This is a genomic window from Promicromonospora aerolata, assembly GCF_042682255.1.
GTDB lineage: Bacteria > Actinomycetota > Actinomycetes > Actinomycetales > Cellulomonadaceae > Promicromonospora > Promicromonospora aerolata.
The window spans coordinates 1,757,803-1,782,139 of the sequence record NZ_JBHUHF010000001.1 but is presented as its reverse complement, the minus strand read 5'-3'; the positions used below and the strand labels follow the sequence as shown (position 1 = coordinate 1,782,139).

The 24,337-nt window shown below is 70.8% G+C and carries 26 protein-coding genes; 17 read left to right on the top strand and 9 right to left on the bottom strand.

What is annotated here, in order from left to right:
* Positions 1–132 precede the first annotated feature (132 nt).
* The 8 genes from hflX (at position 133) to ACFSL2_RS08040 (ending at position 11,006) form a co-directional block, all read left to right on the top strand.
* Positions 133–1,674 carry a GTPase HflX gene (gene hflX, locus ACFSL2_RS08075; RefSeq protein WP_377197357.1) on the top strand — a complete coding sequence of 514 codons (1,542 nt, stop codon included), beginning with the start codon at positions 133–135 and terminating at the stop codon, positions 1,672–1,674.
* 72 nt (positions 1,675–1,746) lie between these two features.
* On the top strand, positions 1,747–2,778 hold the full coding sequence (locus ACFSL2_RS08070; protein WP_377197356.1) for a LacI family DNA-binding transcriptional regulator: 1,032 nt from the start codon (positions 1,747–1,749) through the stop codon (positions 2,776–2,778).
* A gap of 53 nt (positions 2,779–2,831) precedes the next feature.
* The gene (locus ACFSL2_RS08065; RefSeq protein WP_377197355.1) at positions 2,832–4,496 is read left to right on the top strand and encodes a glycoside hydrolase family 13 protein; all 1,665 of its coding nucleotides are present in this window, start codon (positions 2,832–2,834) and stop codon (positions 4,494–4,496) included.
* 74 nt (positions 4,497–4,570) lie between these two features.
* Entirely contained in the window at positions 4,571–5,944 is a 1,374-nt protein-coding gene (locus ACFSL2_RS08060) for an ABC transporter substrate-binding protein (RefSeq protein ID WP_377197354.1), read from the top strand.
* Between the two features lie 7 nt (positions 5,945–5,951).
* The gene (locus ACFSL2_RS08055) at positions 5,952–6,923 is read left to right on the top strand and encodes a carbohydrate ABC transporter permease (RefSeq protein WP_377197353.1); all 972 of its coding nucleotides are present in this window, start codon (positions 5,952–5,954) and stop codon (positions 6,921–6,923) included.
* A gap of 1 nt (position 6,924) precedes the next feature.
* On the top strand, positions 6,925–7,848 hold the full coding sequence (locus ACFSL2_RS08050; protein ID WP_377197352.1) for a carbohydrate ABC transporter permease: 924 nt from the start codon (positions 6,925–6,927) through the stop codon (positions 7,846–7,848).
* Between the two features lie 83 nt (positions 7,849–7,931).
* Entirely contained in the window at positions 7,932–10,007 is a 2,076-nt protein-coding gene (locus ACFSL2_RS08045) for an ATP-dependent DNA helicase (protein ID WP_377197351.1), read from the top strand.
* Between the two features lie 9 nt (positions 10,008–10,016).
* On the top strand, positions 10,017–11,006 hold the full coding sequence (locus tag ACFSL2_RS08040; RefSeq protein WP_377197350.1) for an L-lactate dehydrogenase: 990 nt from the start codon (positions 10,017–10,019) through the stop codon (positions 11,004–11,006).
* A 101-nt stretch (positions 11,007–11,107) separates the two neighbouring features.
* On the opposite strand, the gene lexA is transcribed toward ACFSL2_RS08040, so the two are convergent.
* Positions 11,108–11,881 carry a transcriptional repressor LexA gene (gene lexA / locus ACFSL2_RS08035; protein ID WP_377200786.1) on the bottom strand — a complete coding sequence of 258 codons (774 nt, stop codon included), beginning with the start codon at positions 11,879–11,881 and terminating at the stop codon, positions 11,108–11,110.
* Positions 11,882–12,130: 249 nt separating this feature from the next.
* On the opposite strand from lexA, the gene ACFSL2_RS08030 reads away from it, so the two are divergent.
* The 3 genes from ACFSL2_RS08030 to ACFSL2_RS08020 all read left to right on the top strand — a co-directional run bounded on the left by ACFSL2_RS08030 (position 12,131) and on the right by ACFSL2_RS08020 (position 13,538).
* Positions 12,131–12,577, top strand: a complete 447-nt coding sequence (locus tag ACFSL2_RS08030) for a LysM peptidoglycan-binding domain-containing protein (protein WP_377197349.1) — start codon at positions 12,131–12,133, stop codon at positions 12,575–12,577.
* A gap of 119 nt (positions 12,578–12,696) precedes the next feature.
* Positions 12,697–13,170 (top strand): transcriptional regulator NrdR, encoded by a 474-nt coding sequence (gene nrdR / locus ACFSL2_RS08025; RefSeq protein WP_377197348.1) that lies wholly within the window; start codon positions 12,697–12,699, stop codon positions 13,168–13,170.
* 134 nt (positions 13,171–13,304) lie between these two features.
* Positions 13,305–13,538, top strand: coding sequence for a DUF5302 domain-containing protein (locus tag ACFSL2_RS08020; protein ID WP_377197347.1), 234 nt, complete (start codon positions 13,305–13,307; stop codon positions 13,536–13,538).
* 128 nt (positions 13,539–13,666) lie between these two features.
* Here the strand turns inward: ACFSL2_RS08020 and ACFSL2_RS08015 are convergent, their stop codons facing one another.
* The 3 genes from ACFSL2_RS08015 to ACFSL2_RS08005 all read right to left on the bottom strand — a co-directional run bounded on the left by ACFSL2_RS08015 (position 13,667) and on the right by ACFSL2_RS08005 (position 15,790).
* Positions 13,667–14,284, bottom strand: a complete 618-nt coding sequence (locus ACFSL2_RS08015) for a hypothetical protein (protein ID WP_377197346.1) — start codon at positions 14,282–14,284, stop codon at positions 13,667–13,669.
* Positions 14,285–14,326: 42 nt separating this feature from the next.
* Complete coding sequence (locus tag ACFSL2_RS08010; protein WP_377197345.1) at positions 14,327–14,689, bottom strand: hypothetical protein; 363 nt, start codon at positions 14,687–14,689, stop codon at positions 14,327–14,329.
* Between the two features lie 297 nt (positions 14,690–14,986).
* A complete protein-coding gene (locus tag ACFSL2_RS08005) occupies positions 14,987–15,790 on the bottom strand; it encodes a CPBP family glutamic-type intramembrane protease (protein WP_377197344.1) in 804 nt (267 codons plus the stop codon).
* Between the two features lie 24 nt (positions 15,791–15,814).
* Between ACFSL2_RS08005 and ACFSL2_RS08000 the strand changes: the two genes are divergently transcribed.
* Positions 15,815–16,456, top strand: a complete 642-nt coding sequence (locus ACFSL2_RS08000; protein WP_377197343.1) for a TetR/AcrR family transcriptional regulator — start codon at positions 15,815–15,817, stop codon at positions 16,454–16,456.
* 1 nt (position 16,457) lies between these two features.
* Here the strand turns inward: ACFSL2_RS08000 and ACFSL2_RS07995 are convergent, their stop codons facing one another.
* The 3 genes from ACFSL2_RS07995 to ACFSL2_RS07985 all read right to left on the bottom strand — a co-directional run bounded on the left by ACFSL2_RS07995 (position 16,458) and on the right by ACFSL2_RS07985 (position 18,094).
* On the bottom strand, positions 16,458–16,703 hold the full coding sequence (locus ACFSL2_RS07995) for a hypothetical protein (RefSeq protein WP_377197342.1): 246 nt from the start codon (positions 16,701–16,703) through the stop codon (positions 16,458–16,460).
* 46 nt (positions 16,704–16,749) lie between these two features.
* A complete protein-coding gene (locus ACFSL2_RS07990; protein ID WP_377197341.1) occupies positions 16,750–17,502 on the bottom strand; it encodes an exonuclease domain-containing protein in 753 nt (250 codons plus the stop codon).
* Positions 17,503–17,668: 166 nt separating this feature from the next.
* Entirely contained in the window at positions 17,669–18,094 is a 426-nt protein-coding gene (locus tag ACFSL2_RS07985) for a VOC family protein (protein ID WP_377197340.1), read from the bottom strand.
* A 73-nt stretch (positions 18,095–18,167) separates the two neighbouring features.
* On the opposite strand from ACFSL2_RS07985, the gene ACFSL2_RS07980 reads away from it, so the two are divergent.
* Entirely contained in the window at positions 18,168–18,746 is a 579-nt protein-coding gene (locus tag ACFSL2_RS07980; RefSeq protein WP_377197339.1) for a TetR/AcrR family transcriptional regulator, read from the top strand.
* A gap of 48 nt (positions 18,747–18,794) precedes the next feature.
* Here the strand turns inward: ACFSL2_RS07980 and ACFSL2_RS07975 are convergent, their stop codons facing one another.
* Entirely contained in the window at positions 18,795–19,412 is a 618-nt protein-coding gene (locus ACFSL2_RS07975) for an SDR family oxidoreductase (RefSeq protein ID WP_377197338.1), read from the bottom strand.
* Between ACFSL2_RS07975 and ACFSL2_RS07970 the strand changes: the two genes are divergently transcribed.
* Complete coding sequence (locus ACFSL2_RS07970; RefSeq protein WP_377200785.1) at positions 19,399–19,812, top strand: RrF2 family transcriptional regulator; 414 nt, start codon at positions 19,399–19,401, stop codon at positions 19,810–19,812. The genes ACFSL2_RS07975 and ACFSL2_RS07970 overlap by 14 nt on opposite strands.
* A gap of 30 nt (positions 19,813–19,842) precedes the next feature.
* On the opposite strand, the gene ACFSL2_RS07965 is transcribed toward ACFSL2_RS07970, so the two are convergent.
* Positions 19,843–20,865, bottom strand: coding sequence for a LacI family DNA-binding transcriptional regulator (locus ACFSL2_RS07965; protein WP_377197337.1), 1,023 nt, complete (start codon positions 20,863–20,865; stop codon positions 19,843–19,845).
* A 188-nt stretch (positions 20,866–21,053) separates the two neighbouring features.
* Here ACFSL2_RS07965 and ACFSL2_RS07960 point away from each other — a divergent pair, with 188 nt between their 5' ends.
* The 3 genes from ACFSL2_RS07960 to ACFSL2_RS07950 all read left to right on the top strand — a co-directional run bounded on the left by ACFSL2_RS07960 (position 21,054) and on the right by ACFSL2_RS07950 (position 24,290).
* Complete coding sequence (locus tag ACFSL2_RS07960) at positions 21,054–22,358, top strand: ABC transporter substrate-binding protein (RefSeq protein WP_377197336.1); 1,305 nt, start codon at positions 21,054–21,056, stop codon at positions 22,356–22,358.
* A gap of 122 nt (positions 22,359–22,480) precedes the next feature.
* Positions 22,481–23,389 carry a carbohydrate ABC transporter permease gene (locus ACFSL2_RS07955; protein WP_377197335.1) on the top strand — a complete coding sequence of 303 codons (909 nt, stop codon included), beginning with the start codon at positions 22,481–22,483 and terminating at the stop codon, positions 23,387–23,389.
* A gap of 1 nt (position 23,390) precedes the next feature.
* On the top strand, positions 23,391–24,290 hold the full coding sequence (locus tag ACFSL2_RS07950; RefSeq protein ID WP_377197334.1) for a carbohydrate ABC transporter permease: 900 nt from the start codon (positions 23,391–23,393) through the stop codon (positions 24,288–24,290).
* Positions 24,291–24,337 lie beyond the last annotated feature (47 nt).

Genomic DNA, 24,337 nt, shown 5'->3' with positions numbered 1-24,337 from the left:
AATGGACTAGGGGGCGGCGGGTGAATCCCTGAAGGAGGCGCGGCTGTTGGTGCGGGAAAGACATAGCCGTGGGACTTTCGGGCGTGGGATCCTTGTTCTACGGAGCAAGAACACTCGAGAGTTAGGTAGTACATGACCCACACCCCGACAGAGCCCGAGCTCCCCGCTGAGGAGACGCCCGAACTCCGCGCAGTCCAGGCAGATGCCCAGGCGATCGCGAACGATGTCGTGGCACGGGTTCTCGCTCGGGCGGGGACCGCACGTGCCGACGGCGCCACGGTGCACACCGTGGCCGACGGCGACCAGCTCGACCTCGAGGAGCGCACCGCGCTGCGCCGTGTGGCCGGGCTGTCGACCGAGCTCGAGGACGTCACCGAGGTCGAGTACCGGCAGCTGCGCCTGGAGAAGGTGGTGCTCGTCGGCCTGTTCACGGGCGGCGAGCACGCCGCGCGGGACGCGGAGATCTCGCTGCGCGAGCTCGCCGCACTCGCCGAGACCGCAGGCTCCCAGGTGCTGGACGGTCTGCTGCAGCGTCGGCAGAAGCCCGACCCGGGTACGTACCTGGGTTCCGGCAAGGCGCTGGAGCTCGCGCAGGTCGTCCTGGCTTCGGGCGCCGACACCGTGATCGTCGACGGCGAGCTCGCCCCGTCCCAGCGCCGTGCGCTGGAGGACGTGGTGAAGGTCAAGGTCGTCGACCGTACGGCCCTGATCCTGGACATCTTCGCGCAGCACGCGAAGTCCCGTGAGGGCAAGGCCCAGGTCGAGCTCGCCCAGCTGGAGTACCTCCTGCCGCGCCTGCGCGGCTGGGGTGACTCGATGTCCCGCCAGGCCGGTGGCCAGGTGGGCGGCGCGGGTGCCGGCATGGGCTCGCGCGGCCCCGGTGAGACCAAGATCGAGCTGGACCGGCGGCGCATCCGTAACCGGATGGCCAAGCTGCGGCGCGAGATCGTCGCGATGAAGCCGGCACGTGAGACCAAGCGGCTGAGCCGCAAGCGCAATGCCATCCCGGCGGTCGCCATCGCCGGTTACACGAACGCGGGCAAGTCCTCGCTGCTGAACGCACTGACCGGCGCCGGTGTGCTCGTCGAGAACGCGCTGTTCGCCACGCTGGACCCGACGGTCCGCCGCACCAGGACCGAGGACGGCCGTGTCTACACCTTCACGGACACGGTCGGGTTCGTGCGGCACCTGCCGCACCAGCTCGTCGAGGCGTTCCGGTCCACGCTGGAGGAGGTCGGCGACGCCGACATCCTGCTGCACGTGGTCGACGCGTCCCACCCGGACCCCGAGGGGCAGATCGCCGCGGTGCGCGAGGTCCTGTCCGAGGTCCCGGCCTTCGACGACGTCCACGAGATCGTGGTGCTGAACAAGGCCGACATCGCCGACCCGACGGTCGTGGGCCGCATCCAGCGGCGGGAGCGGCACACCGCCGTGGTCTCGGCGCACTCCGGCGAGGGCATCGCCGAGCTGCGTGCCCGGATCGCGGCCGAGCTGCCGCGGCCGGGCATCCAGATCGACCTCGTGGTCCCGTACGACCGGGGCGACCTGGTGCACCGGGTGCACGAGCACGGCGACATCGAGCTCACCGAGCACGTCGCGGCGGGCACGCACCTGCGGGGCCGCGTCGACGAGCAGCTGGCGACCGAGCTGCAGCGGGTCGCCGCCGCGTCCTGACCTCGCAAACCGCTTGCAGGAGTGTGCAATTCCTGCAAGCGGTTTGCGTTGTCCGCCACTAGGATCGACGTCATGTCGAGACGGTTAGCGGATGTGGCGAAGAAGGTAGGGGTCAGCGAGGCGACGGTCAGTCGTGTCCTGAACGGGAAGCCCGGGGTGTCCCAGGGCACCCGGGACGCCGTGCTGACGGCCCTGGACGTGCTGGGTTACGAGCGACCCACCAAGCTGAGGGGCAGTCGCGGCAAGCTCGTCGGTCTGGTCCTGCCCGAGCTGGTGAACCCGATCTTTCCGGCGTTCGCCGAGGTGATCGGCGGCGCGCTGGCCCAGCAGGGCTACACGCCGGTGCTGTGTACGCGCACGGCCGGCGGTGTCACCGAGTCCGAGTACATCGACCTCCTGCTGCAGCAGCAGGTCTCCGGCGTGATCTTCGCCGGTGGTTTCTACGCCGAGCGGGAGGCCGACCACGCCCACTACCGCCGGCTGGAGGACCTCGGTCTGCCGGTCGTGCTCATGAACGCGTCGATCGAGGACCTCGGCTTCCCGCGGGTGGCCACCGACGACCTCGTCGCGATCGAACAGGCGATGGGCCACGTGGCGTCGCTGGGTCACCAGCGGATCGGCCTGCTCCTGGGCCCGGCGGACCACGTGCCGTCGGAGCGCAAGCTCGCGGCCGCCCGCCGGTTCGCGCAGCGGCACGGCCTGGCGCTCGACGGCGACCTGGTGGTGCACTCGCAGTACTCCCTGGAGAGTGGTCAGGCCGCAGCGAACCGCCTGATCGAGCGAGGGGCCACCGCGATCGTCTGCGCCAGCGACCCGTTGGCCCTGGGTGCGATCCGGGCGGTGCGGCGCGTCGGGCTGGCGTGCCCCGCGGACGTCTCGGTGGTCGGCTTCGACGACTCCGCGCTGATGAACTCCACCGACCCGGCGCTGACGACCGTGCGCCAGCCGATCGAGCCGATGGGTCGCGCCGCCGTCGACCTGCTCGCGGCGCTCATCGACGGCAGCGACGTGCCGCGCGACGAGCTCCTCTTCGAGCCGGAGCTCGTGGTCCGGGCCTCCACGGCTGCCGTACAGCCCGAGGCGGCGACTGTCACAAATCGATAAGGTTCCTGTCGAGTTCTTGCGCGGTAGTTGTCATGTGACTTACGGTTCCCTGCATGACGACGACGTCCGAGCTTGCAGTGGAGCCGCAACCACCCGCGCCCGAGTGGTGGCGCAACGCCGTGATCTATCAGATCTACCCCCGCAGCTTCGCGGACGGGAACGGGGACGGCACCGGTGACCTCGCCGGCGTCCGTTCCCGGCTGGGCTATCTGCGCGACCTGGGCGTGGACGCCATCTGGTATACGCCCTGGTACGCCTCGCCGCTGGCGGACGGTGGCTACGACGTGCGGGACTACCGCCGGATCGACCCGGCGTTCGGCAGCCTGGAGGACGCCGAGGCCCTCATCGCCGAGGCGCGCGAGCTGGGCATCCGGACCGTCGTCGACGTGGTCCCCAACCACGTCTCGGCGGAGCACGAGTGGTTCCGCGCGGCGCTGGCGGCGGGCCCGGGCTCGCCGGAGCGCGAGCGGTTCTGGTTCCACGACGGCAGGGGCACCGACGGGGCGCGGATCCCGACCGGCTGGGTATCGAGCTTCCAGGGGCAGACCTGGACGCGCACCACGAACCCCGACGGCAGCCCCGGGCAGTGGTACCTGCACCTGTTCACCCCCGAGCAGCCGGACCTGAACTGGAACCACCCCGACGTCCGCCAGGAGCACGAGGACGTCCTGCGGTTCTGGTTCGACCGTGGCGCGGCCGGGATCCGCATCGACTCGGCGGCGCTCATCGTCAAGGACCCGACCCTGCCGGAGGTCCCCGAGGCGCCGGGCCCGGGGGAGCACCCCCACCTGGACCGCGACGAGATCCACGACATCTACCGCGGCTGGCGGCACGTCGCGGACTCCTACGCCGAGCCACGCGTGCTCGTGGGCGAGGTGTGGCTCGCGGACCACGAGCGGTTCGCCCAGTACCTGCGCCCCGACGAGATGCACACCGCGTTCAACTTCGACTTCATGGCGCGCCCGTGGGACGCGAAGGAGCTGCGCGAGTCGATCCGGATGACGCTGGAGGCGCACGCCCCGGTCGGAGCGCCCGCCACCTGGGTGCTGTCGAACCACGACATCACGCGCCCGGTGACCCGGTACGGCCGCGAGGACTCGTCCTTCGACTTCACCGCCAAGCGGTTCGGCACGCCGTTCGACCTGGCGCTGGGCACCCGCCGGGCGCGAGCCGCCGCCCTGCTGGTCGCCGCGCTGCCCGGTGCGCTGTACGTCTACCAGGGCGACGAGCTCGGCCTGCCCGAGGCGGACGTGCCACGATCGGCCATCCAGGACCCGATGCACTTCCGGTCCGAGGGCGTCGACCCCGGCCGGGACGGTTGCCGCGTTCCCCTGCCGTGGACCCGCACGGGCACGAGCCTCGGCTTCGGGCCCGACGGCGGCGCCGCGCCCTGGCTGCCTCAGCCCGCCACCTGGCGTGACTACTCGGTCCAGGCGCAGGACGGCGACCCCGGCTCGATGCTGAGCCTCTACCGCCGGGCGCTGCACCTGCGCCGCGAGCTACCCGACCTGCACACCGAGGACCTCGCCTGGCTCGAGCTGGGCGGCGAGGGCGACGGCGTCCTCGCGTTCGCTCGCGGCGCCGGCTTCGCCTGCGTCGTCAACCTCGGGACGGCTCCCGTCCCGCTGCCAGCCGGGGCCACGGTGCTCCTGGCGAGCGGACCCGTCGACGGCACCGTCGGCCCGGACACCGCCGTCTGGCTCGACCTGCCGTCCTGACCTCCTGCTGTGCCAGTCCGGAACGTACTTCCCCTGATGAGCCGCGCCAGCGGCACACAACCCAAGGAGTGACAATGAAGTCAGCACAGAAGCGCACGGCGTTCGCCCTGGTGGGCGTCCTGTCCGTCGCGGGAACCCTCACGGCCTGCGGCTCGTCCGAGGACCCTGCCGCCGAGCCCACCGGACCGGTGACCATCGAGGTCGCCATCGACGCCGGTCTGGAGCAGGAGGCGATCGACGCGTTCGACGAGCGCATCTCGCAGTTCGAGGAGGCCAACCCGGACATCCAGGTGGCGACCAAGGAGTTCACCTGGTCCGGCACCACGTTCGCGGCCGAGCTCGCGGGCGGCACGCTGCCCGACGTCTTCCCGATCCCGTTCACGGACGGCCGGGCCCTCATCGAACGCGAGCAGATCGCCGACGTCAGCGACCTGGTGGCCGAGCTGCCCTACGCGGACCAGTTCAACCCCACCATCGCCGAGGCCGGCCAGGACGCCGACGGCGGCATGTGGGCGGTCCCGATCTCTGCCTACAACCAGGGCCTGCACTACAACCGCGCGCTCTTCGAGAAGGCCGGGCTCGACCCGGACGACCCGCCCGCGACGTGGGACGAGGTGCGCGAGGCGGCCAAGGCCATCGCGGACGAGACCGGCCAGGCCGGGTACGCCCACATGACGCAGAGCAACACGGGCGGCTGGATCCTCACCACCGAGACCTACGCGCTCGGCGGCCGCATCGTCGAGGGTGAGGGCGAGGAGGCGACCGCCACCGTGGACAACGCCGCCACGGTCCAGGCGCTCGAGATGCTGCGGGAGATGCGCTGGGAGGACGACTCCATGGGCGCCAGCTTCCTGTACGACTGGGGCACCATCAACCAGGACTTCGCCGCCGGGAAGATCGGCATGTACGTCTCGGGCGGCGCGAACTACCCGAACCTGTTCACCCAGAACCAGATGAACCCCGACGAGTACGGCGTGACGGTGCTCCCGCTGGAGGGCGACGATGCCGGCACCCTCGGCGGCGGGACGCTCGCCGCGGTGAGCTCGGCGGCGTCCGAGGCCGAGCAGGCGGCAGCGGTGAAGTGGATCGACTTCTACTACATCTCCAAGCTGACCGACCAGGAGGCCGCCGTGGCCGAGGCCGAGGTCGCCGCCAAGACCGACCAGCCCGTCGGCGCACCCGCCCTGCCGATCTTCGACCAGAGCACCTACGAGGAGCAGCAGGACTGGATCAAGGACCTCGTCAACGTCCCGCTGGAGAACTTCGCGCCCATGACCGAGCAGATGTTCGACCAGCCGGTCATCCCCGAGCCCGCCGTCGCCACCCAGGACGTGTACGCGGCGCTCGACCCCGTGGTCCAGGCGGTGCTGACCGACGAGGACGCGGACATCGACGCACTGCTCGCCGACGCGCAGACCCAGGTCCAGGGCCTGCTCGACCGCAGCTGACCAACCGATGACCACTCTGTCCAGCCCGCCCCGGACGACGACGGCGGCGACCCCGCCGTCGTCGTCCGGGCCCCGCAGGCGCGGCCGCCGCGCGCCCCGGGAATGGCTGCGCGACGGCGGCCTGAGCACCCTGATCATCGCGCTGCCGATGATCCTGGTGTTCGGCGTGTTCTCCTGGTTCCCGATCGGACGGGCGCTCGTGATGAGCGTCCAGGAGACCAACCTCGTCACCGCGCCCGTGTTCGTGGGGCTCGACAACTTCGTGTTCGTGCTGCAGGACCCGCTCCTGGGCAAGGCCGTCAAGAACACCCTGTGGTTCGCCCTGCTCGCGCTGGTGTTCGGATATCCGCTGCCGCTGGCCGCCGCGGTCCTGATGAGCGAGGTCCGGCGGATGCGGGGCCTGTTCTCGGCGCTGGCGTACCTGCCGGTCGTCGTGCCGCCGGTCGTGGCCGTCCTGCTGTGGAAGTTCTTCTACGACGCGTCCGACACCGGCGTGTTCAACACGATCGCCGGCTGGGTGGGGCTCGGCCCGTACCCCTGGCTCCAGAACGCCACCAGCGCCATGCCGTCCCTGGTGCTCGAGGCGACCTGGGCCGCGGCCGGTGGGACCGTCATCATCTACCTCGCCGCGCTCGTCGGGGTGCGCACCGAGCTCTACGAGGCCGCCGAGGTGGACGGGGCAGGCGTGTGGCGCAAGATCTGGCACGTCACGCTGCCCCAGCTCCGCGGCGTCCTCTTCATCACCCTGATCCTGCAGATCATCGGCACCGCGCAGGTGTTCCTCGAACCGTTCCTCTTCACCGGCGGCGGTCCCAACAACGCGACCCTCACGATCCTCATGCTGATCTACGACTACGCCTTCGGGAGCAGCCTCGGTGGCAACTACGGGGCGGCGACCGCCCTCAGCCTGATGCTCGCCGGCGTCCTGGCCGTCCTCTCCGCGGTGTACTTCCGCGTGACCCGACCCTGGAGCAGCTGACATGGCAGCCAACAACCGGACGCCGACCCGCCCCCGTGCCCCGCAACCCGCGGAACGCGGCATCGTGTCGTCCCACGACCGGCGCCGGCCCAGCGTGCGCGGCTCCCTCGGTGCGCTGCAGGGCGGCCTGCTGATCGCCCTGGTCGTCGTCGGGCTCGGGCCGATCCTCTGGCTCGCGAAGGCCGCCGTCACCCCCACCCAGGAGACCCTGCGCCAGCCCCTGGGTCTCTTTCCCACCGGGATCGACTGGGCCAACCTCGCCACCGCGTGGACCCGCGCCGAGATCGACCACTACTTCGTCAACACCCTGATCGTCGCGGCGGGCGCCTGGTTCTTCCAGATCCTGGTCGCCACCACCGGCGGCTACGTGCTCTCCGTGCTGCGGCCGCGGTACGGCAACGTGATCTTCGCACTCGTGCTGGCCACGCTGTTCGTGCCGTCCGTCGTGCTCCTCGTGCCCCTGTACCTGACGATCCTCGACGTGCCGATCGTGCACGTCAGCCTGCTCAACACCTTCTGGGCGGTCTGGCTGCCCATGGGCGCCAGCGCGTTCAACGTGCTGCTGGTCAAACGGTTCTTCGACGGTCTGCCCCGGGAGATATTCGAGGCCGCCCGCGTCGACGGCGCCGGACCCTTCCGGCTCTTGTGGAGCATCGTGCTGCCGATGTCCAAGCCCATCCTCGGCGTCGTCTCCGTCTTCGCCGTCATCGCCGCCTGGAAGGACTACCTCTGGCCCATGCTGGTGCTGCCCGACCCGGCCAACCAGCCGCTGTCCGTCCGGCTGCCCGCCATCGCCCCCTACCTGGAGCTCGACGTGTTCCTCGCGGCGCTCGCGATCTCGACCGTGCTGCCGATCGCCCTGTTCCTGGCGTTCCAGCGTCTGTTCCTCAGCGGGGCGGGACTGGGCGGGGCGGTCAAGGGGTAGCGTCAAGGGGTGGCCGAGGGTGGCCGCCGGTCGCTGTGGACGACGTGGGGTGCGTGTCGGTGGCCCGGCTTAGGATCGAACGTGTGACCAGCCTTCCCGACGCACCCGCAGCCACCGCCGCCCCCACGGGGATCCCCGACGTCGAGGAGCTGCTCGACCTCGCGGTCGGTGAGCTCGGTGGCGGGCGGCGGGACGGCCAGCACCGCATGGCCGTGGCGGTCGGGGATGCCATCGAGAAGGGCGAGCACCTGCTCGTCCAGGCGGGCACCGGTACCGGCAAGTCGCTCGGGTACCTCGTGCCTGCCGTCCGGCACGCGGTGGCGGCCGAGAGCAAGGTGATCATCTCGACCGCCACCCTCGCCCTCCAGCGGCAGGTCATCACGCGCGACCTGCCGCTGGTGGCGAAGGCGGTGGCGCCGCAGCTCCCGCGCGAGCCCCGCATCGCGCTGCTCAAGGGCTGGCACAACTACCTGTGCGTCCACAAGGTCGGGGGCGGATACCCCGCCGACGAGCCGACGCTGTTCGACCTCCCCGGCGGTGAGGACCACCCGCGTACCGAGGAGCCCGCCGCGTCCGGAGGTGCGCGCGGTCGGCGCAAGGACGACGGGGCCACGCTCGCCGACCACGTGCGCCGCCTGCACGAGTGGGCAGGGGAGACGGAGTCGGGCGACCGTGACGACCTGGTGCCCGGTGTGCCGGACCGCGCGTGGCGGCAGGTTTCGGTGACCGCCATGGAGTGCCTGGGCGGCAAGTGCCCCATGCTGGCGGAGTGCTTCCCGGACAAGGCGCGCGCCATCTCCCGGGACGCGGACGTGGTGGTCACCAACCACGCGATGCTCGGTATCGCGGCCACGGGAAGTCCCGGCGTCCTCCCGGAGCACGACGTGGTGGTGGTGGACGAGGCGCACGAGCTCACCGACCGCGTCACGTCGTCGGCCACGGTGGACCTGTCCATGGCCTCGGTGGAGAACGCCGCGCGGCTGGCCCGCCGGCACGCCGGCACGAACACCGACACCCTCGACCAGGCGGCGCAGGCCCTCGGGACCCTGCTCGTCACGGCGACCGCCGAGCGGTTCCCGAACGGTCTGCCGGACGATCTGCGCACGGCGGTCGGTGCGGTACGGGACGCCGCGCGCGAGGTGCTGAGCACGTTGAAGCCCGACACCAACGGCGGCAAGGGGCAGCCACCCGGCCAGCCCGAGCCCGGGCTCAAGATGGCGCAGGGTGCGATGCTGCAGCTGTTCGAGACGGCGGAACGCATGGCGTTCCAGGACACGACCGCCGACGTGCTGTGGTGTTCGCGCCCCGACAACGGCTGGGGCGGGTTCGGTGACAACGTGACCCGCCTGCACGCGGCGCCGCTCCACGTCGCGGGCCTGATCCGCACGCACCTGCTGGGCGAGGCGACCGGGGTCTTCACCTCGGCCACCCTGGCACTGGGCGGCACGTTCGAGCCGGTGGCCGGAACGCTGGGCCTGAAGGGCGAGGACGCCCCGCCCTGGCAGGGTCTGGACGCCGGCAGTCCGTTCGACTACCCGCGCCAGGGCATCCTCTACGTGGCGCGGCACCTCCCGGCGCCGGGCCGGGAGCCGACGACGGAGGCGCAGCTCGACGAGATCGCGGAGCTCATCACGGCCGCCGGTGGTCGCACGCTCGGCCTGTTCTCGTCCCGGCGCGCCGCGAACGCGGCGGCGGAGGCGATGCGTGAGCGGCTGGACTTCCCGATCCTGGCGCAGGGCGACGACCAGCTACCCACGCTGGTGCGCCAGTTCGCGGACGACCCGACCGCCTGCCTGTTCGGCACCCTGTCCCTGTGGCAGGGCGTCGACGTGCCGGGGCCGTCGTGCCAGCTCGTGCTCATCGACCGCATTCCGTTCCCGCGGCCGGACGATCCGGTCAAGGCCGCACGCGCCAGGGCCGTCGAGCAGGCGGGCGGCAACGGGTTCATGGCGGTATCGGCGCAGCATGCCGCCCTGCTGCTCGCGCAGGGCGCCGGACGCCTCGTGCGGAGCATGGACGACCGCGGAGTCGTGGCGGTCCTCGACCCCCGGCTCGCGACCGCACGGTACGCGTCGTTCCTCACCCGGTCGATGCCCGGGTTCTGGCCCACGACCGACTCCGCGCTGGTCCGCGCCGCGCTGGCGCGGCTCGACACCTAGCCTGGGGACATGACAGCCCCGTCGGACGTCCAGGGCGCGCAGCCGTCCGGCTCACGCACCACCAAGCTGGCGGTGGTGGGAGCCGGGGCGGTCGGCTCGACCCTCGCTTTCGCCGCGCTCACCCGGGGTTCGGCTCGCACCATCGCCCTGCACGACGTGAACCGGGCCAAGGTGGAGGCCGAGGTGCTCGACCTGCAGCACGGTCTGATGTTCACGTCCCAGGCACAGGTGGTCGGCTCGGACGACGTGGGCGTCTGCGCGGGGGCGGACGTCGTGGTCGTGACCGCCGGCGCGAAGCAGAAGCCCGGGCAGACCCGGATCGACCTCGCGGAGGCGACCATCGGACTGATGCACCAGATCCTGCCCGGACTGGTGGAGGTCGCCCCGGACGCGACGTACCTGATGGTGACCAACCCCGTGGACGTGGTGACCTACGCGGCGCTCAAGATCTCCGGCCTGCCCCGGCAGCAGCTGTTCGGCAGCGGTACCGTCCTGGACTCGTCGCGGCTGCGCGTGGTGCTCGCCGACCGGTGCGGCGTAGCCGTCGGGAACGTGCACGCGTACATCGCCGGGGAGCACGGCGACTCGGAGATCGCACTCTGGAGCTCCGCCACGATCGGTGGCGTGCCGCTGCTGGACTGGGTGCCGCTGGGCGGACACCCGCCGATCGATGCCGCCGTACGCTCGGAGGTGCACCACGAGGTGGTCGATTCCGCGTACCGGATCATCGCGGGCAAGGGGGCGACCAACTACGCCGTCGGTCTGGCCGGTGCCCGCATCGTCGAGGCCGTCCTCAACGACGAGCGCCGGATCATGCCCGTGTCCTCGCTGTTGGACGACTACCACGGCATCAGCGACGTGTGCCTGTCCGTGCCGTCGCTCGTCGACCGTCGCGGCGTCACGGACTCCGTACGGGTCCCGATGTCCGACGACGAGCTGACGGGGCTGCGTGCCTCGGCGGCCGGCGTGCGGGCGGTCCAGAAGCGGTTCGGTTTCTGAGCGACGGCCTCGGCCGCCGAGCGACGCAAGAGGTCCCGACTGCTCCGACCGGCGGGCCGTTCCGCTGGTCGGAGCTGTCGGGACCTCTCTGTCGTGAAGCCCTACAGGCTGCGCAGGACGGCCACCACGCGGCCCAGGATCTGTGCCTCATCACCCGGGATCGGCTCGTAGGCCGGGTTCTGCGGCAGCAGGAGCACGTGGCCGTCCGCCTGCTTGAACGTCTTCACCGTGGCCTCGCCGTCGATCATCGCCGCGACGATCTCGCCCTGCTCGGCGACGTTCTGCCGCCGCACCACTACCCAGTCCCCGTCGCAGATCGCGGCGTCGACCATCGAGTCGCCCGCGACCTTGAGGAGGAACAGCTCACCGTCACCGACCAGCTGGCGGGGGAGCGGGAAGACGTCCTCGACGACCTGCTCCGCCAGGATCGGGCCACCGGCGGCGATCCGACCGACCAGCGGAACGTACGACGGCGGCGGGGTGCTGGCGTCGTCGGGCACCGAGCTGCCCCAGTGGACCTGGCCGCTGCGCCGCGGCTCGGGCCAGTGGATCTCGCCGCGTGTCGGCTTGTCGACCTGCTCGGCCAGGGGCTCCACGAGCTCCATCGCGCGCGGCCGGTTCGGGTCGCGGCGCAGGAAGCCCTTCTTCTCGAGCATCTGGAGCTGGTGCTTGACGCTCGACGGGCTGGCCAGCCCGACGGCCTCGCCGATCTCACGCATCGACGGCGGGTAGCCCCGCGTCTCGAACGACTGCCGGATCGTGTCCAGCACGAGGCGCTGCCGTTCGGTGAGGCGGTCTGTCGGCGAGATCGTGTGCACGTCAGCGACCGCCTTGTCGCTTGGCGCGTCCAGCGTGGCGACGCCAGGGAGTGTCATGTCGACAGCTGGTGCCGTGTCGACGGCTCTCGTGTCGCTGGTCCCGTCCCGTCCCGTCATGCCCGTGCCCCTCCCGTTCCGACAAATGTTCTCCCTACGTCACCCACTCTAGATCACAAACTCGCTCGGCTCAAACGAATGTTCGAGCGTGTCTCGACATCGGCGGTGTCCCGTGCTACACAATGGTACGGGCGTTCGACGAACGCTTGTATGAACGACAAGAGCTCAGTCACTCTTCGAGGAGGGGCCATGGGGGACGTGATCCCGCTGCGGCAGTACACCCCGGCGTATGGGCAGAGGTATGCACCGGCGTACGGCCGGTCGTACGCACCGGCGTCCGGGCCGACCGCGGTGCCGACGTTCTCGCCGGCCCGGTCGCGCACGGTGGCCGACCGGCTCGGGCTGGCCGGCCTGCGGCTCACCCGACGTGGCCGGGTGGCGCTCGTGCTGCTGGCCATGCTCCTGCTCGCGCCGATGGTGACCTGGGGTGCGACGGCGGTCGCCAGCGCACCGGGTGAACCGACGGAGGTCCGGGTGCACGCCGTGCAGCCGGGGGAGTCGCTCTGGGGCTTCGCCCAGGAGATCGCGGAGCCCGGCGAGGATGTCCGGCACGCCGTCGCGCGGCTCCAGGAGCTGAACCAGATGTCCTCGGGTGCGCTACGGGTCGGGGAGCTGCTGCTCCTTCCCAAGGAGTGACCAGGGGCGTCGAATCATCGTCAAATGGTGTGGCGATGTTGCATGGGGGTGGTTTGCCCGCTTACCGTCGGGACGCGACCGGAGGCCTCCGGTCGGTGGACGACCCCGCAGGAGTGAGCATGCACTGCCCGTTCTGTCGCCACGCCGACTCGCGCGTGGTGGACTCGCGGACCGCCGACGACGGCCTGTCGATCCGGCGCCGCCGGCAGTGCCCCAACTGCAACCGACGGTTCACCACCGTGGAGACCGCCAGCCTGTCCGTGGTCAAGCGTTCCGGGGCCACCGAGCCCTTCAGTCGTGACAAGGTCGCCGCGGGCGTGCGCAAGGCATGCCAGGGACGTCCCGTCAGTGACGACGACCTGGCGATCCTGGCCCAACGCGTCGAGGAGACCCTGCGGAGCAACGGCAGCGCGGAGATCGACGCCTACGAGGTAGGGCTCGCGATCCTGGGCCCGCTCCGTGAGCTCGACGAGGTGGCCTACCTCCGGTTCGCCAGCGTCTACCAGTCGTTCGACTCGCTCGAGGACTTCGAGAGCGCCATCACCTCGCTCCGTGCCGAGCGCGCGGAGCGGGCCGCCGCCCAGCAGGCCTGAGGCAGGCCGTCACGCGGCTCTCCCCCCGGCCCGGGCACCCGTGAAAAATGTTGGCACCCAGGTGTGCCGTGGTGCAGGCTGGGCGGACGACGGACCCGATCGAGGGACCCCCGGAACAAGAGGAGGTGATCGGTGTGACGGACGAGAAGCCCAATGCCGAGGAGGCAGAGGTCGAGACCCAGGGCGCTGAGGAGCCCAAGGTCGCGACGGCGCCGAGCAAGGACGCGAAGGCACGGTTCAAGGAGGCGCTGGACCGCAAGAACGCGGCACAGCACCGGACCGCCGCCGGCGACGTGAACACCGGTGCGGTACACGGTTCGGAGACGACCGGTCCCGTGCAGAAGATGTTCCGCCGCAAGTCCGGCTGATCCTCGGTGGTGGAGGCCGCTGACCTGGTGAACGACCAGATCAGCGGCCTTCGTCGTACCTCATGTCGCACCGGGAGGAAGCTGGTGTGATGAGAACGTCACGATGAGGGCACGGGAGAACACGCAGGTCACCGCCGGACCAGCCGGCGTCCGAGGTCTTCCCGCAGGTGGACCTCTAGGAACACGCGCAGGTACTGCTCGTTCGCGAGCTGGTCGAAGGCGGCGACCAGCGCCGGGTCGGGCGTGTCGGTCAGGTGGACGATGCGCCAGAGGTTGAGCGGGGCCTCCTCGTTCCCGCCGACGGAGTGCTCGACGTGGAAGAGCGGTTGCCCGGCGCCGGCCGTCAGGAGGCGGCCGTCGGGTGCGCGAAAGCTGTTGGTGCCGAGGAAGAACGCACGCCGGTTCTCGTGATCGAGGCGGACGTGCTCGATCACCGTCGCGTAGCGCTCCGGGTCGGTCCACAGCCGCTGATCCGAGACGCGGGTAAAGTCCTCGAGCTCGCCATGGTGCACGCTTTCGAACGTATCGGCGCTGCCCGGGCGCACGACCGTCGGGATGTACTTGTCCGGCGCCGTGGCCTTGCGTCTTTCCATGTCCCACAGCTGCGAGCCGGTATACCTGAATGGTGGCCGGACGTCGTACCGGTCGCGCAGCACGTCGTTCACCGCCACCGGTGGCAGCTCTACCGACGTGGTGCCAGGGGCGTCCCAGGCCTGCTCGAAGATTGCTGCGTGGTCAAGCCTCATCCTTGCTCCTGACTCTGAGTGCTGAAAGTTTCGTCGATGTGCTCATGCCTGAAGGCGACGCGACACCGTGATCGTGGACAACCCCCACACCAGCCATCCGCCGTAGACGAGCAGGCCCACGAGCTCGTCCCCCGGGCCGAGCCGACCGGCGAAGAAGTCGGTCCAGGTGGTCCACAAGCCCGACGCTCCGATCGAGGTGAGGACCATGCCACCGAGGAGCGCCGCCGGTCGTGCCCAGCGTGGGGCGGGCCGGTCCCACCAGCGCAGCGCGACCGCCAGTGCAGGAACAGCCGCGATGCTGAGCGCGATCGTGACCACGAAGGTGGCGTCGACGACGCCCACCGCGCCGGGCGGTGCCGCCCAGGAGCTGCCGAGGGCCCAGGAGACCTTGAGTGCCGGATACACCAGGGATCACCGGCGAGGACGAACCACGCCGGGCTCATCCGCGCCACGGAGTCGTAGGGCTGGTGGACCATTGCCAGCACGCCGGCGGCCAGGCAGGCCACCAGGGACGATGGCGCCAGCCACCGGGTGGCGAGGTCGAGGCGACGGTGAGGTCCGGTGCGGGGCTCGGGCCTGATCGGGTTCACGTTCATGGGCGTTACGTTTCCACCCACGGGCACCCCTTTCCCTCACTGTCTGAGGTGACCTCGCTCCCCCGGGCGGGGGAGATCCGCGCCACGCCGGCGACGGTGCACGGGCCTACTGGACTGGTTCTGCGGCGCGACGGGGGGCGAGCAGGACGGCTGCGGCGGTGAGGACGACGGCGCTGATGGCCGTGAACGACCAGAACGGTCCGGAGGTGAGAGCGCCCGGGTCGCGTACCAGGTTGAGGGCCGACATCGGCAGTGCGTGAGCGAAGACAGCGGGCCAGACGCTGCCGAACCGGCAGACCGCTGCGCTGAGCAGCAGGCCGAGGGGGAACAGCAGGAGCGTGCTGCCCAGCAGTGCCTGCCATGGCAGGGTGCCCTGCAGGGCCAGGGTGCCGTGCAGGGGCACGTGGAAGAGCACCCACACGGCCGCGATGGCCGCGGACGAGCGCCAGAAGCCCCATCCCGAGAGCAGGCGTTGCAGGTAGCCACGCCACGCAACCTCCTCGCCGAAGGTGCTCAGCGAGTAGACGAGGACGAACGGCACCACGAACAGCAGGATCGACGAGAGGTCCGCCCAGGGCAGGGGAGCGACGATCCCCAGCACGCTACCGAGCAGGGCCGTCGCGCCGTAGGCCGCCAGCAGCACGGCCACGGCGACCCCGCTGCCGAGCAGGAGGCGCCGCCATCCGCCGGGCCGCAGCGCCCACCACGTCGCGAGACCGCCGGGCAGCGGATACAGCCGCATGACCACGAGCGAGACCAGGGCGGGAATCCAGCGCCCGACCACGACGATCCAGTCGGGCAGGGTCCATCCGGCGGCCAGGAACACACCGCACAGGACGGTGACGACGAGAAGGGTGAGCGCCGTGAAGACCAGAGCCACGCGCGCCGGGGCATTGTTTGTTCGCTGCACAATTCGGCACTGTAGCATCGGGAGATGTCACAGCAACGACGTCGCGGGCCACGGGGCGACCTGACCCGCGCTCGCATCCTGGAGGCCGCCGACCAGGTGCTGCGCAGCAAGGGAATCGCCGGGCTCTCCCTGCGCGCCGTCGCGCAGGAGGCGGGCGTCGCGCCGAACGCGATCTACACCTACGTGCCGACCATGGCGGAGCTGCGCAATGCTCTCGGCGACGGCTTCCTCACGCGGCTCGACCTCGGCCTTCTCCAGGGCGACGATCCGCGAACCGCCCTGGGCGAGTTCCTCCGGCACCTACTGCGCACGTTCGGCGACTCCCCGCGGCACGTCGAGCTCCTGGCCGGCCAGCCAGTGATCGGTCCGGGATCCCTCGCGCTCCACGAGGCGCTGCTCACCTTCTTCGCCGATTCCCTCGGCTGGGACACGAGCCGATCGGCCAGGGCCACGCTGTTCCTCACCGAATGGGTGCACGGCCACCTTCTTCTGGCGGCGTCGGATCCAGCGGGACCGGACTCGGCCGAGGCGGGCCGGACGCCGTTGACCGACGACGAGCTCTCGGCCTACCCGCGCAGCGCGGTAGCCCTCAGTACACCGCTCACCGACTCACCCATCGACCTACCGCTCCGCGCCATCTTCGGCGCCGGACCACCGAGCGACTGATTCAGCGCAACGTCGGGCCCTCCACATCCACGGGCCCGGGCGCGACCGGGTGCTCGATCTGCAGGTTGAGGGTGCTGCGCGACGTCGGGATCACAGCGAGCTGTGCCCCGCTGCCGCTCGTGTCGATGGCGCGCACGTGCAGGTGCCCGTCCTTGAGACGGATCGCGAACTGGTCGCCGCCGGCGACGAAGCGCACCTCGCTGTCGTCGTCGATCACGGTGGGGCTCGAGGGCAAGATCTTCGGCATGGGTACAGCATGCCTGGTCGCGTCGAACTCTCTCGCCGCGGCGCAGCTATCGGGCAGCTCTGGTGTCCGCTGCCGTGGAACGGGCGAGATCGTCAAGGACGCGTTGGAACCCGGACTCGCTGACGACGGGGATGCCGTAGGACTCGGCCTTGCGAGCCTTGCCGGACATCGAGTCCGGGTCGGCGGCGACCACCAGGCGTACCTTCTTCGTCACGGCCGGGTGAGCGACGAGCCCGGCCGCACCGGCCCGGCGTTCCCACACGTCGCGCGGCTCGTCCATCGCTCCGGTGAAGGCGACCCCGGCCAGGTAGATCCGCAACAGGTCTGCGGCGGCGCGGGCGTCGGAGAGAGCCTCGTGCGCCGAGCCGAGGGTGACCCCGTGGTGGAAGCAGGCGCCGGCCAGGGAGCGCGGAGCCGTGGGGTAGAGCTGTGCGCCCGTGCGCATCGTGCACAGTGTGGTGGGTGCGATGAGCGGGACGTCGTACCCGGTCGTGGCGAACGCGTGCCAGACGAACCGACGGTCGAACTGGGCGTTGTGCGCCACGAACGTGCGGCCGCGCAGCAGCTCGGCCACCACCCCGGCGACGTCGTGGAACGTCGGCGCGTGGCGTGCGTCGGCGGCGCTGATGCCGTGGATCAGCTGAGGACCGAGATCTCGTCCCGGGTTGACGAGCGTGGCCCAGGTGTTCTCGACCCGGCCGTCGGAGTCGACCTGGACGATCGCGATCTCCGCGATCCGGTCCTGTCCGCCGGGGAACAGCCCGGTGGTCTCCACGTCCACGACGGCGTACCCGGTCACGTGCGTCTCCCCTCACAGCGGCGTGCAGAACCGGGCAATCGTTCCAGCCCGCCGGGCGTCCTGCCTGCTCCGGGGAGGGTGAACCGAGGTGGAGGTGGGGTGACCAACGAGCAGGGCCGGTAAATTCGGTCGGTTGGGATGAGATCGGTCCATTAAACGACCGATCTCATCCCAACCGACCGAACTCACGGACGGCGTAGGCCTCCGCGAACTCGGCCGTGGGCGGGATCGGCTGGATGACGTCGAGCAGGACACCGTCGGGTGCGGCGACGATGAAGTGCCGCTGTCCGAAGTCCTCGTCCCGGAGGGGGAGCAGCGGGACGATCCCGTCCCGTCCGGTCAGGCGGGCATGGACCTCGTCGACGTCGTCGACCTCCAGGTTCACGACGACACCTCGCGGCAGCGCGCCGTATCCCTCCGGGATCGTGGCGTGGTCGTGGGCGAGGAGCGCGAGCTCGAAGGCGCCGAGCCGCAGGCTCACGTACCAGTCGGAGTCGTAGGTGGTCTCGAAGCCGAGGCCTTCGCGGTAGAACGCGGCCGCAGCGGCGACGTCCCGCGACATGAGGACCGGGTAGAAGCTGGTGACGGTCATGAGGGACCCCTTTGGATACAGTGTGTATGTAAGGCGTCAGGTTACATACAGTCCGTACGTAAAGGAAGTGCTCGTGCCCCGTGCCTCCGCGGCCGACGCCGCCCGGACCGCCCGCGAGATCCTCGCCTCGGCCACCGACCTGCTCGCCGCACGCGGCTTCGCCCAGGTCTCGCTCGACGACGTCGCCCGGGCGGCGGGCGTGACGCGCGGCGCGGTGTACCACCACTACGGGAGCAAGGCGGGGCTCTTCCGCGCCGTCGCCGCTCAGCTCCAGTCGGACGTCGCCGAGACCGTCGCCACGGCCGCCCAGTGCGCCGGCACCGACGCGCGGGCGGCGCTGCGCGCCGGTTGTCACGCGTTCCTCGACGCGATCACCGCCGCGCCCGCCGTGCGCGTGCTGCTCGTCGACGCCCCCGCCGTCTTCGGCTGGGAGCAGTGGCGACAGCTCGACGCGGAGAACTCGGTGGTGCACCTGCGCGAGGCGCTCGCCGACGTCGGGGTCGACGAGCGCCTGCTCGACGCGACGACGGCCCAGCTCTCCGGTGCCATGAACGAGGCGGCCCTCTGGATCGCGCAGCAGCCGACGGCGGGTGCTGCCCGGGACGCGGCGCACCGGGTCCTCGACCGGCTCCTCGCAGCCGTCGTCCTGTGATCCGGGAGCGAGGAGGGTGCCGTCGGCACTACCCCCGGGCCAGGGGCGTCAGTCCGTCTGACCTTGCCCCGCGCGCTCCTCGGCAAGCCAGCCGTCGAACGGCGTCGAGGTGATCCTCGCGCCAGCACCGGGGAGCAGCACGTCGCCCGCCATGGTCGCATCGAAGATGCCGCCGCTCCACGTCGGCACCAGGCGGATGGGCCGCCCGCGCGCGGCGTAGGTGCGGCGGGCCATGTCGACGAGGTCGTGCGGATCCGGCCCGGCGACGTCGACGTGCCGACCCTGCGGCCTGCCCGTCGCGACCTCGGCGAGCACGGCAGCCACGTCGGCGGGTGCGACCGGCTGGACCAGGAGCGGGGCGATCTCGGCTGTGCCGTCGTGCTCGGACCAGGAGGCCACCATCGCGGCGAAGTCGTAGAACTGGGTGGCCGGCACGATCGTGTAAGGGACGTCGCCGGCCTCGACCGCCGCCTCCTGCGCGCGCTTGCCCGCGTAGTGCGGATTGCCGCGGACCTTCTGGACCCCGGCGATCGACAGCGTGACGTGGTGCCCGACGCCGGCCCGGCGTTCCTGCTCAAGGAGGTTCTTCGTCACCGTGGTGAAGAAGCGGACGTTCTCGGACTCCAGGCGTGCGGTGCAGTTCGTGACATCGATGACGGCGTGCACGGCGCAGCTCGCCCAGCACTTCGATCTGCCACCGGCGTATCTCGCGAAGCAGCTGGCGCGGCTCGTCCGGGCAGGAGTTCTCTCGGGCACGACCGGCCCGCGCGGCGGGTTCCGCCTCGGACGTCCACCGGCGCAGATCACCGTGCTCGACGTCGTCGAGGCGATCGACGGCCCTGGAAACCCGTACCAGTGCCGCGAGATCCGCCGGCAAGGGCGCGGTGCGCTCCCGCCGCAGGAATGCAGCGAACGGTGCGCACTGGCCGTAGCCATGGATGCCGCGCACGCCGCCTGGCAGGGCAGCCTGCGGTCCGTGAGCGTGGCCGAGCTCATCGAGTCGCTCCCGGCGGAGATCCCTGAGCGCAACCGGCGCCTCCTCACTCTCGGTGCCGGGTCGGACTGAGGCGGGCGGCGTCGGGCGTCGCGCCGTCGCTCACGGCACCGGGACCGACGACTCCCGCGTGACGATCCGGCAGGGCAGCTCCTCGATCCCGGAGGCGGCGCGGCCCTCGATCGCCTCGAACAGCCGCCGCGCGGCGATGCGCCCCACCTGCTCCAGGTTCATGTCGACGCTGGTGAGCTGGGGCCGGGTGTTCGTGGTCAGCACCGCCCAGTTGTCGAACCCGATGACCGAGATGTCACGCGGGACGTCCCGGCCGGACTCGCGCAGGGAGTCCAGCACGCCGCGGGCGATCTGGTCGCTGCCGCAGAAGAAGCCGTCCACGTCCGGGTACTGGTCGAGGATCATGCTGGCCACCCCACGGCCCCAGCCCTCGCTCCACGACCCGAAGAACGTGCGGCCGCCCACGAGCTCCAGCCCGGCCTCCCGCATGGCTCGTTCCGCCCCGCGGGACCGGTCCTGCGCGGCCTGGTACGAGGCGTCGCCCGTGACGTGGGCGATCCGCCGGCGTCCGCACGCCACCAGATGGTCGATCGCGAGGCCGCCCGCCTCGACGTTGTTGGCCGTGATGGAGATGTCCGCCGGGTTCTCGGAGGGTGCGTACGCGTAGACGACGGGCACGGGCAGCTCGCCCGTCAGGGGTGGCCGCGGGTCGGTCCGGGACCCCACGACGATCAGGCCCTCGACACGGCGCGAGAGCAGGGCGCGGATGTGGTGCTGCTCGCGGATCGCGTCACCCCGGGCATCGCACAGGAACACGGACACCTGGCCGGCGCCGAAGGCGTCCTCCGCCCCCATGAGCACGGGGATCGAGAAACGGCCCTCCAGGTCGGACGTGAGCAGCCCGACGGTGCCGGTGCGGCCCTGGAGCAGCCCGCGCGCCACCGCGTTCGGCGCGAAGGAGAGCTGCTCGGCCGCCTCCAGCACCCGGGTGCGGGTCTCGGCGCGGACCTGGGCGCGACCGTTGATGGCCTTGGAGGCAGTGGCGATCGAGACGCCCGCGAGGCGGGCGACGTCGGTCAGGGTGGCGGTGCGCGGGGTCTCGGCCGAGGCCATGGCTTCCTCCTGGAAAGTCGATGCCGAACCTTACCGAAAAGGTGTAACACAACCGTGACGACGGTTCGTCCTTGACGTGGTGTGGCGCCCAGTCTACTGTCACAGAAAGCCTTTTCGGACGGTTTCGGCAATGGAGCTCCCCTCGCTCACCAGCCGCCCGACTGACGACGAAGTCAAGGAGACGGATGATGGCTACCCATCGCAGGGCGAGCGCGAGGCTGGTTGCCTCCTTCCTCGCAGCAGGGCTCGCGGGCACGGTGCTCGCCGCCTGCGGCACGTCGGACGGGACCGGCGGCACGCAGGAGGCGGAGGTCTCGGCCGAGGGCGTGGACGACGGCACGGAGCTCACGCTCTGGACCCGCGCACCGCTGGAGCAGCAGGCGAACCTGCTCGTCGAGGCGTACAACGCGTCCCACGAGAACCAGGTCGAGCTCACGGTCGTGCCGAACGACGACTACGTGGCGAAGGTGGGCGCCGCCGCGGGCAGCGACAGCCTGCCGGACCTCTTCGCCGCCGACATCGTGTACGTGCCCAACTGGGTGCAGCAGGGCCTCTTCGCCGACGTCACCGACGCGGTCGGCGAGCTGGAGCACGCCGACCAGATCAACAAGGGCCACCTCGACGGCGGCACCCTGGAGGGCCGGCAGCACGTGCTGCCGTTCGTCCTGGACGTATCTGTCATGTTCTACAACAAGGACCTGTACGAGCAGGCCGGCCTCGACCCCGAGCAGGGCCCGGCCACGCTGACCGAGTTCGCCGACCAGGCGAAGGCGGTCGACGACCTCGGCGGTGACGTCTCCGGTACCTACTTCGGTGGCAACTGCGGCGGCTGCCTCGTCTTCACCTGGTTCCCCCAGATCTGGGCCGGGGGAGAGGACGTGATGAACCCCGAGGGCACGGAGTCGCTGCTCGCGGGCGACACGGCCCAGGAGGTGTACGGCGTCTGGCAGGACCTGGTGCAGTCCGGCGCCGTCGGCGAAGGGTCCAAGGAGGAGACCGGTGCCACGTGGACCGGCCCGTTCCTCGAGGGTGAGGTCGGTGTGATGCCCTTCCCCGCGACGATGCTCGCCACGGCGGACGAGGCGCTCGGCGAGGTGGGCGTCGCGCCCATCCCGGGGCCCGACGGCGGCGCGTCCACCTTCGTGGGCGGCGACGGCATCGGTATCTCGAAGGACTCCGAGAGCGCCGACCAGGCCTGGAACTTCATGTCCTGGCTCATGTCGGAGGAGGCGCAGGTCGAGGTGCTCGCCAAGAACGGCGACGTCGTCTCGCGTGCTGACCTGGCCGAGAACGAGTACTCCACCAAGGACCCGAGGGTCCTCGCGGTCAACGAGGTCGCCGCGCAGGGTCGCACGCCCCTGGCGATCAACTTCCAGCAGGCGTTCAACGCTCCCGGCAGCCCCTGGGTGACCATGGTCCGCAACGAGGTGTTCGGCGAGGGCGGAGCCGTGGAGACGGACAACGAGGAGATCACCGCGGTGCTGGCGCAGTAGCCGCCCGCAGACGCCCGTCTGCGTGGTCCCGCCGCCGGAGAGGGCGGCGGGACCACGCGCCGAAGTGAACGAGGAGCCACCCCGTGCCCGCGAACCTTTCCGTCCGCCCGCCCGCCAGACCCGTGAGGACCACCAGACCCGCCCTCGCCGCCGTCGCGCGGCGCCGGGCGCTGCACGGCTGGGCCTACGCCGCACCGACCGCCCTGCTCGTGATCGGCCTCTTTGTCCTGCCCGTCCTGCTCGTCGGCCAGATGTCGTTCTCCGACTGGCCGCTGCTGTCCGGCAACCAGGGCGTCAACGCACCGCAGAACTACGTCGACGCCGTCGGGCACCGGTACTTCTGGGACTCGGTGGTCTTCACCGTGAAGTACACGGTGATCGCCACCGTGCTGCTCATCGGCCTCGGCCTGGGATTCGCCCTGCTCGTGCAGGAGTCGAGCCGCTGGACCGCCGTGCTGCGCACGTCGATCCTGGTGCCCAGCGCCCTCGGGCTCGCGTCCGCCTCGCTGCTCTTCTACGCGCTCTACTCGCCGCAGGTCGGCCCGCTCTCCCCGCTCCTGCAGGCCCTCGGCCTCGCCGACGGTCCCGTGACCTTCCTGGGCACGCCCGACAGCGCACTCTGGTCGACCGTGTTCCTCGTGGTCTGGCGGTTCGCCGGGTTCTACATGCTGCTGCTCATGGTCGGGCTCCAGGGCATCCCGCACGAGGTGCTCGAGGCCGCCCGGATGGACGGCGCGAACCGCTGGCAGACCTTCGTGAGCGTCACCCTGCCCCTGCTGCGCCCGTCGCTGGCCCTGTGCACGGTCCTGTGCGTCACGGGTTCGCTCCTGGCGTTCGACCAGTTCTACATCCTGACCAAGGGCGGGCCGGACAACAGCACGCTCACGGTCGTCCAGCTCATCTACAACGTGGCCTTCCAGGGCCAGAACGACCTCGGCGTCGCCGCCGCGCTGTCGATAGTCGTCCTGGTCGTGCTCGTCGTCGTGAACGTGGCCCAGCTGCGCGCCATGCGCACCGGCCGGGAGGACTGACATGACCATGACCGCACCCGCACCCGCACCGACGTCGGCCCGCACGCAGCACCGGCGGCGGCCGCTCGCCCCGCGGACCCGGCTCGCCGGGATCGCGCTGCGCACCCCGTACTGGGTCCTGACCGGCGCGCTCGCCCTCGTCTTCGTCTTCCCGCTGGTCTGGGCCGGGGTCGCGTCCGTGGCGCCGCAGCCGGGCAGCAGCCAGGTCGACGGCTGGGGCTTCGGCAACTACGCCACCCTCATGGAGTACCAGGCCGGGCTGCCCCAGTACCTGCTCAACTCCACGCTCGTGTCCGGTATGACCGTGCTGTTCACGCTGACCGCGTCGGTCCTCGGCGGCTACGCGTTCTCCCGCTTCCGGTTCCCGGGCCGGGACGTGCTGTTCCTGCTCACGCTCGCGATCCTCATGGTGCCGTACGCGACCCTGCTCATCCCGCTCTACGTGATGCTCAACGCCGTGGGGCTGCAGAACACGCTGGTCGGTCTGGCGCTCGTGCTCACGGTGTTCCAGCTGCCGTTCGCGACGTTCATGATGCGGATCTCCTTCGACGCGGTGCCGCGCGAGCTCGACGAGGCAGCGCTCGTCGACGGCTGCTCGTCGTTCCGCGCCCTGCGCACCGTGCTGCTGCCCGCGGTCAAGCCCGGGGTCATCACCGTGGGCCTGTTCGCCTTTCTCGCCGCCTGGAACGACTTCGTCGCACCACTGATCCTCATCTCGGACTCCGACAAGATCCCGCTCCCGCTGGCCGTGGCCAACCTCCGGGCACAGGTGATGGGCATCGTCGACTACGGCGCCACCGAGGCGGGCGTCGTCGTGATGGCCCTGCCGTGCGTCGTGCTGTTCCTCCTCCTCCAGCGGCACTACGTCCGCGGATTCATGTCCGGGGCGCTCAAGGGCTGACCGTCCAGCACCCCTCTCCTCGTCTTCCACCCTTCTCGGAGGTCTCC

Coding starts and splice junctions, on each gene's coding strand:
- ACFSL2_RS08015 (WP_377197346.1), bottom strand. CDS start 14,284: ATGAGGCTTGACCACGCAGCAATCTTCGAGCAGGCCTGGGACGCCCCT.
- ACFSL2_RS07950 (WP_377197334.1), top strand. CDS start 23,391: ATGACCATGACCGCACCCGCACCCGCACCGACGTCGGCCCGCACGCAG.
- ACFSL2_RS07970 (WP_377200785.1), top strand. CDS start 19,399: ATGACGGCGTGCACGGCGCAGCTCGCCCAGCACTTCGATCTGCCACCG.
- hflX (WP_377197357.1), top strand. CDS start 133: ATGACCCACACCCCGACAGAGCCCGAGCTCCCCGCTGAGGAGACGCCC.
- ACFSL2_RS08055 (WP_377197353.1), top strand. CDS start 5,952: ATGACCACTCTGTCCAGCCCGCCCCGGACGACGACGGCGGCGACCCCG.
- lexA (WP_377200786.1), bottom strand. CDS start 11,881: ATGACACTCCCTGGCGTCGCCACGCTGGACGCGCCAAGCGACAAGGCG.
- nrdR (WP_377197348.1), top strand. CDS start 12,697: ATGCACTGCCCGTTCTGTCGCCACGCCGACTCGCGCGTGGTGGACTCG.
- ACFSL2_RS08030 (WP_377197349.1), top strand. CDS start 12,131: ATGGGGGACGTGATCCCGCTGCGGCAGTACACCCCGGCGTATGGGCAG.
- ACFSL2_RS07960 (WP_377197336.1), top strand. CDS start 21,054: ATGGCTACCCATCGCAGGGCGAGCGCGAGGCTGGTTGCCTCCTTCCTC.
- ACFSL2_RS08060 (WP_377197354.1), top strand. CDS start 4,571: ATGAAGTCAGCACAGAAGCGCACGGCGTTCGCCCTGGTGGGCGTCCTG.
- ACFSL2_RS08000 (WP_377197343.1), top strand. CDS start 15,815: ATGTCACAGCAACGACGTCGCGGGCCACGGGGCGACCTGACCCGCGCT.
- ACFSL2_RS08070 (WP_377197356.1), top strand. CDS start 1,747: ATGTCGAGACGGTTAGCGGATGTGGCGAAGAAGGTAGGGGTCAGCGAG.
- ACFSL2_RS08040 (WP_377197350.1), top strand. CDS start 10,017: ATGACAGCCCCGTCGGACGTCCAGGGCGCGCAGCCGTCCGGCTCACGC.
- ACFSL2_RS07985 (WP_377197340.1), bottom strand. CDS start 18,094: ATGACCGTCACCAGCTTCTACCCGGTCCTCATGTCGCGGGACGTCGCC.
- ACFSL2_RS08065 (WP_377197355.1), top strand. CDS start 2,832: ATGACGACGACGTCCGAGCTTGCAGTGGAGCCGCAACCACCCGCGCCC.
- ACFSL2_RS07965 (WP_377197337.1), bottom strand. CDS start 20,865: ATGGCCTCGGCCGAGACCCCGCGCACCGCCACCCTGACCGACGTCGCC.
- ACFSL2_RS08050 (WP_377197352.1), top strand. CDS start 6,925: ATGGCAGCCAACAACCGGACGCCGACCCGCCCCCGTGCCCCGCAACCC.
- ACFSL2_RS07995 (WP_377197342.1), bottom strand. CDS start 16,703: ATGCCGAAGATCTTGCCCTCGAGCCCCACCGTGATCGACGACGACAGC.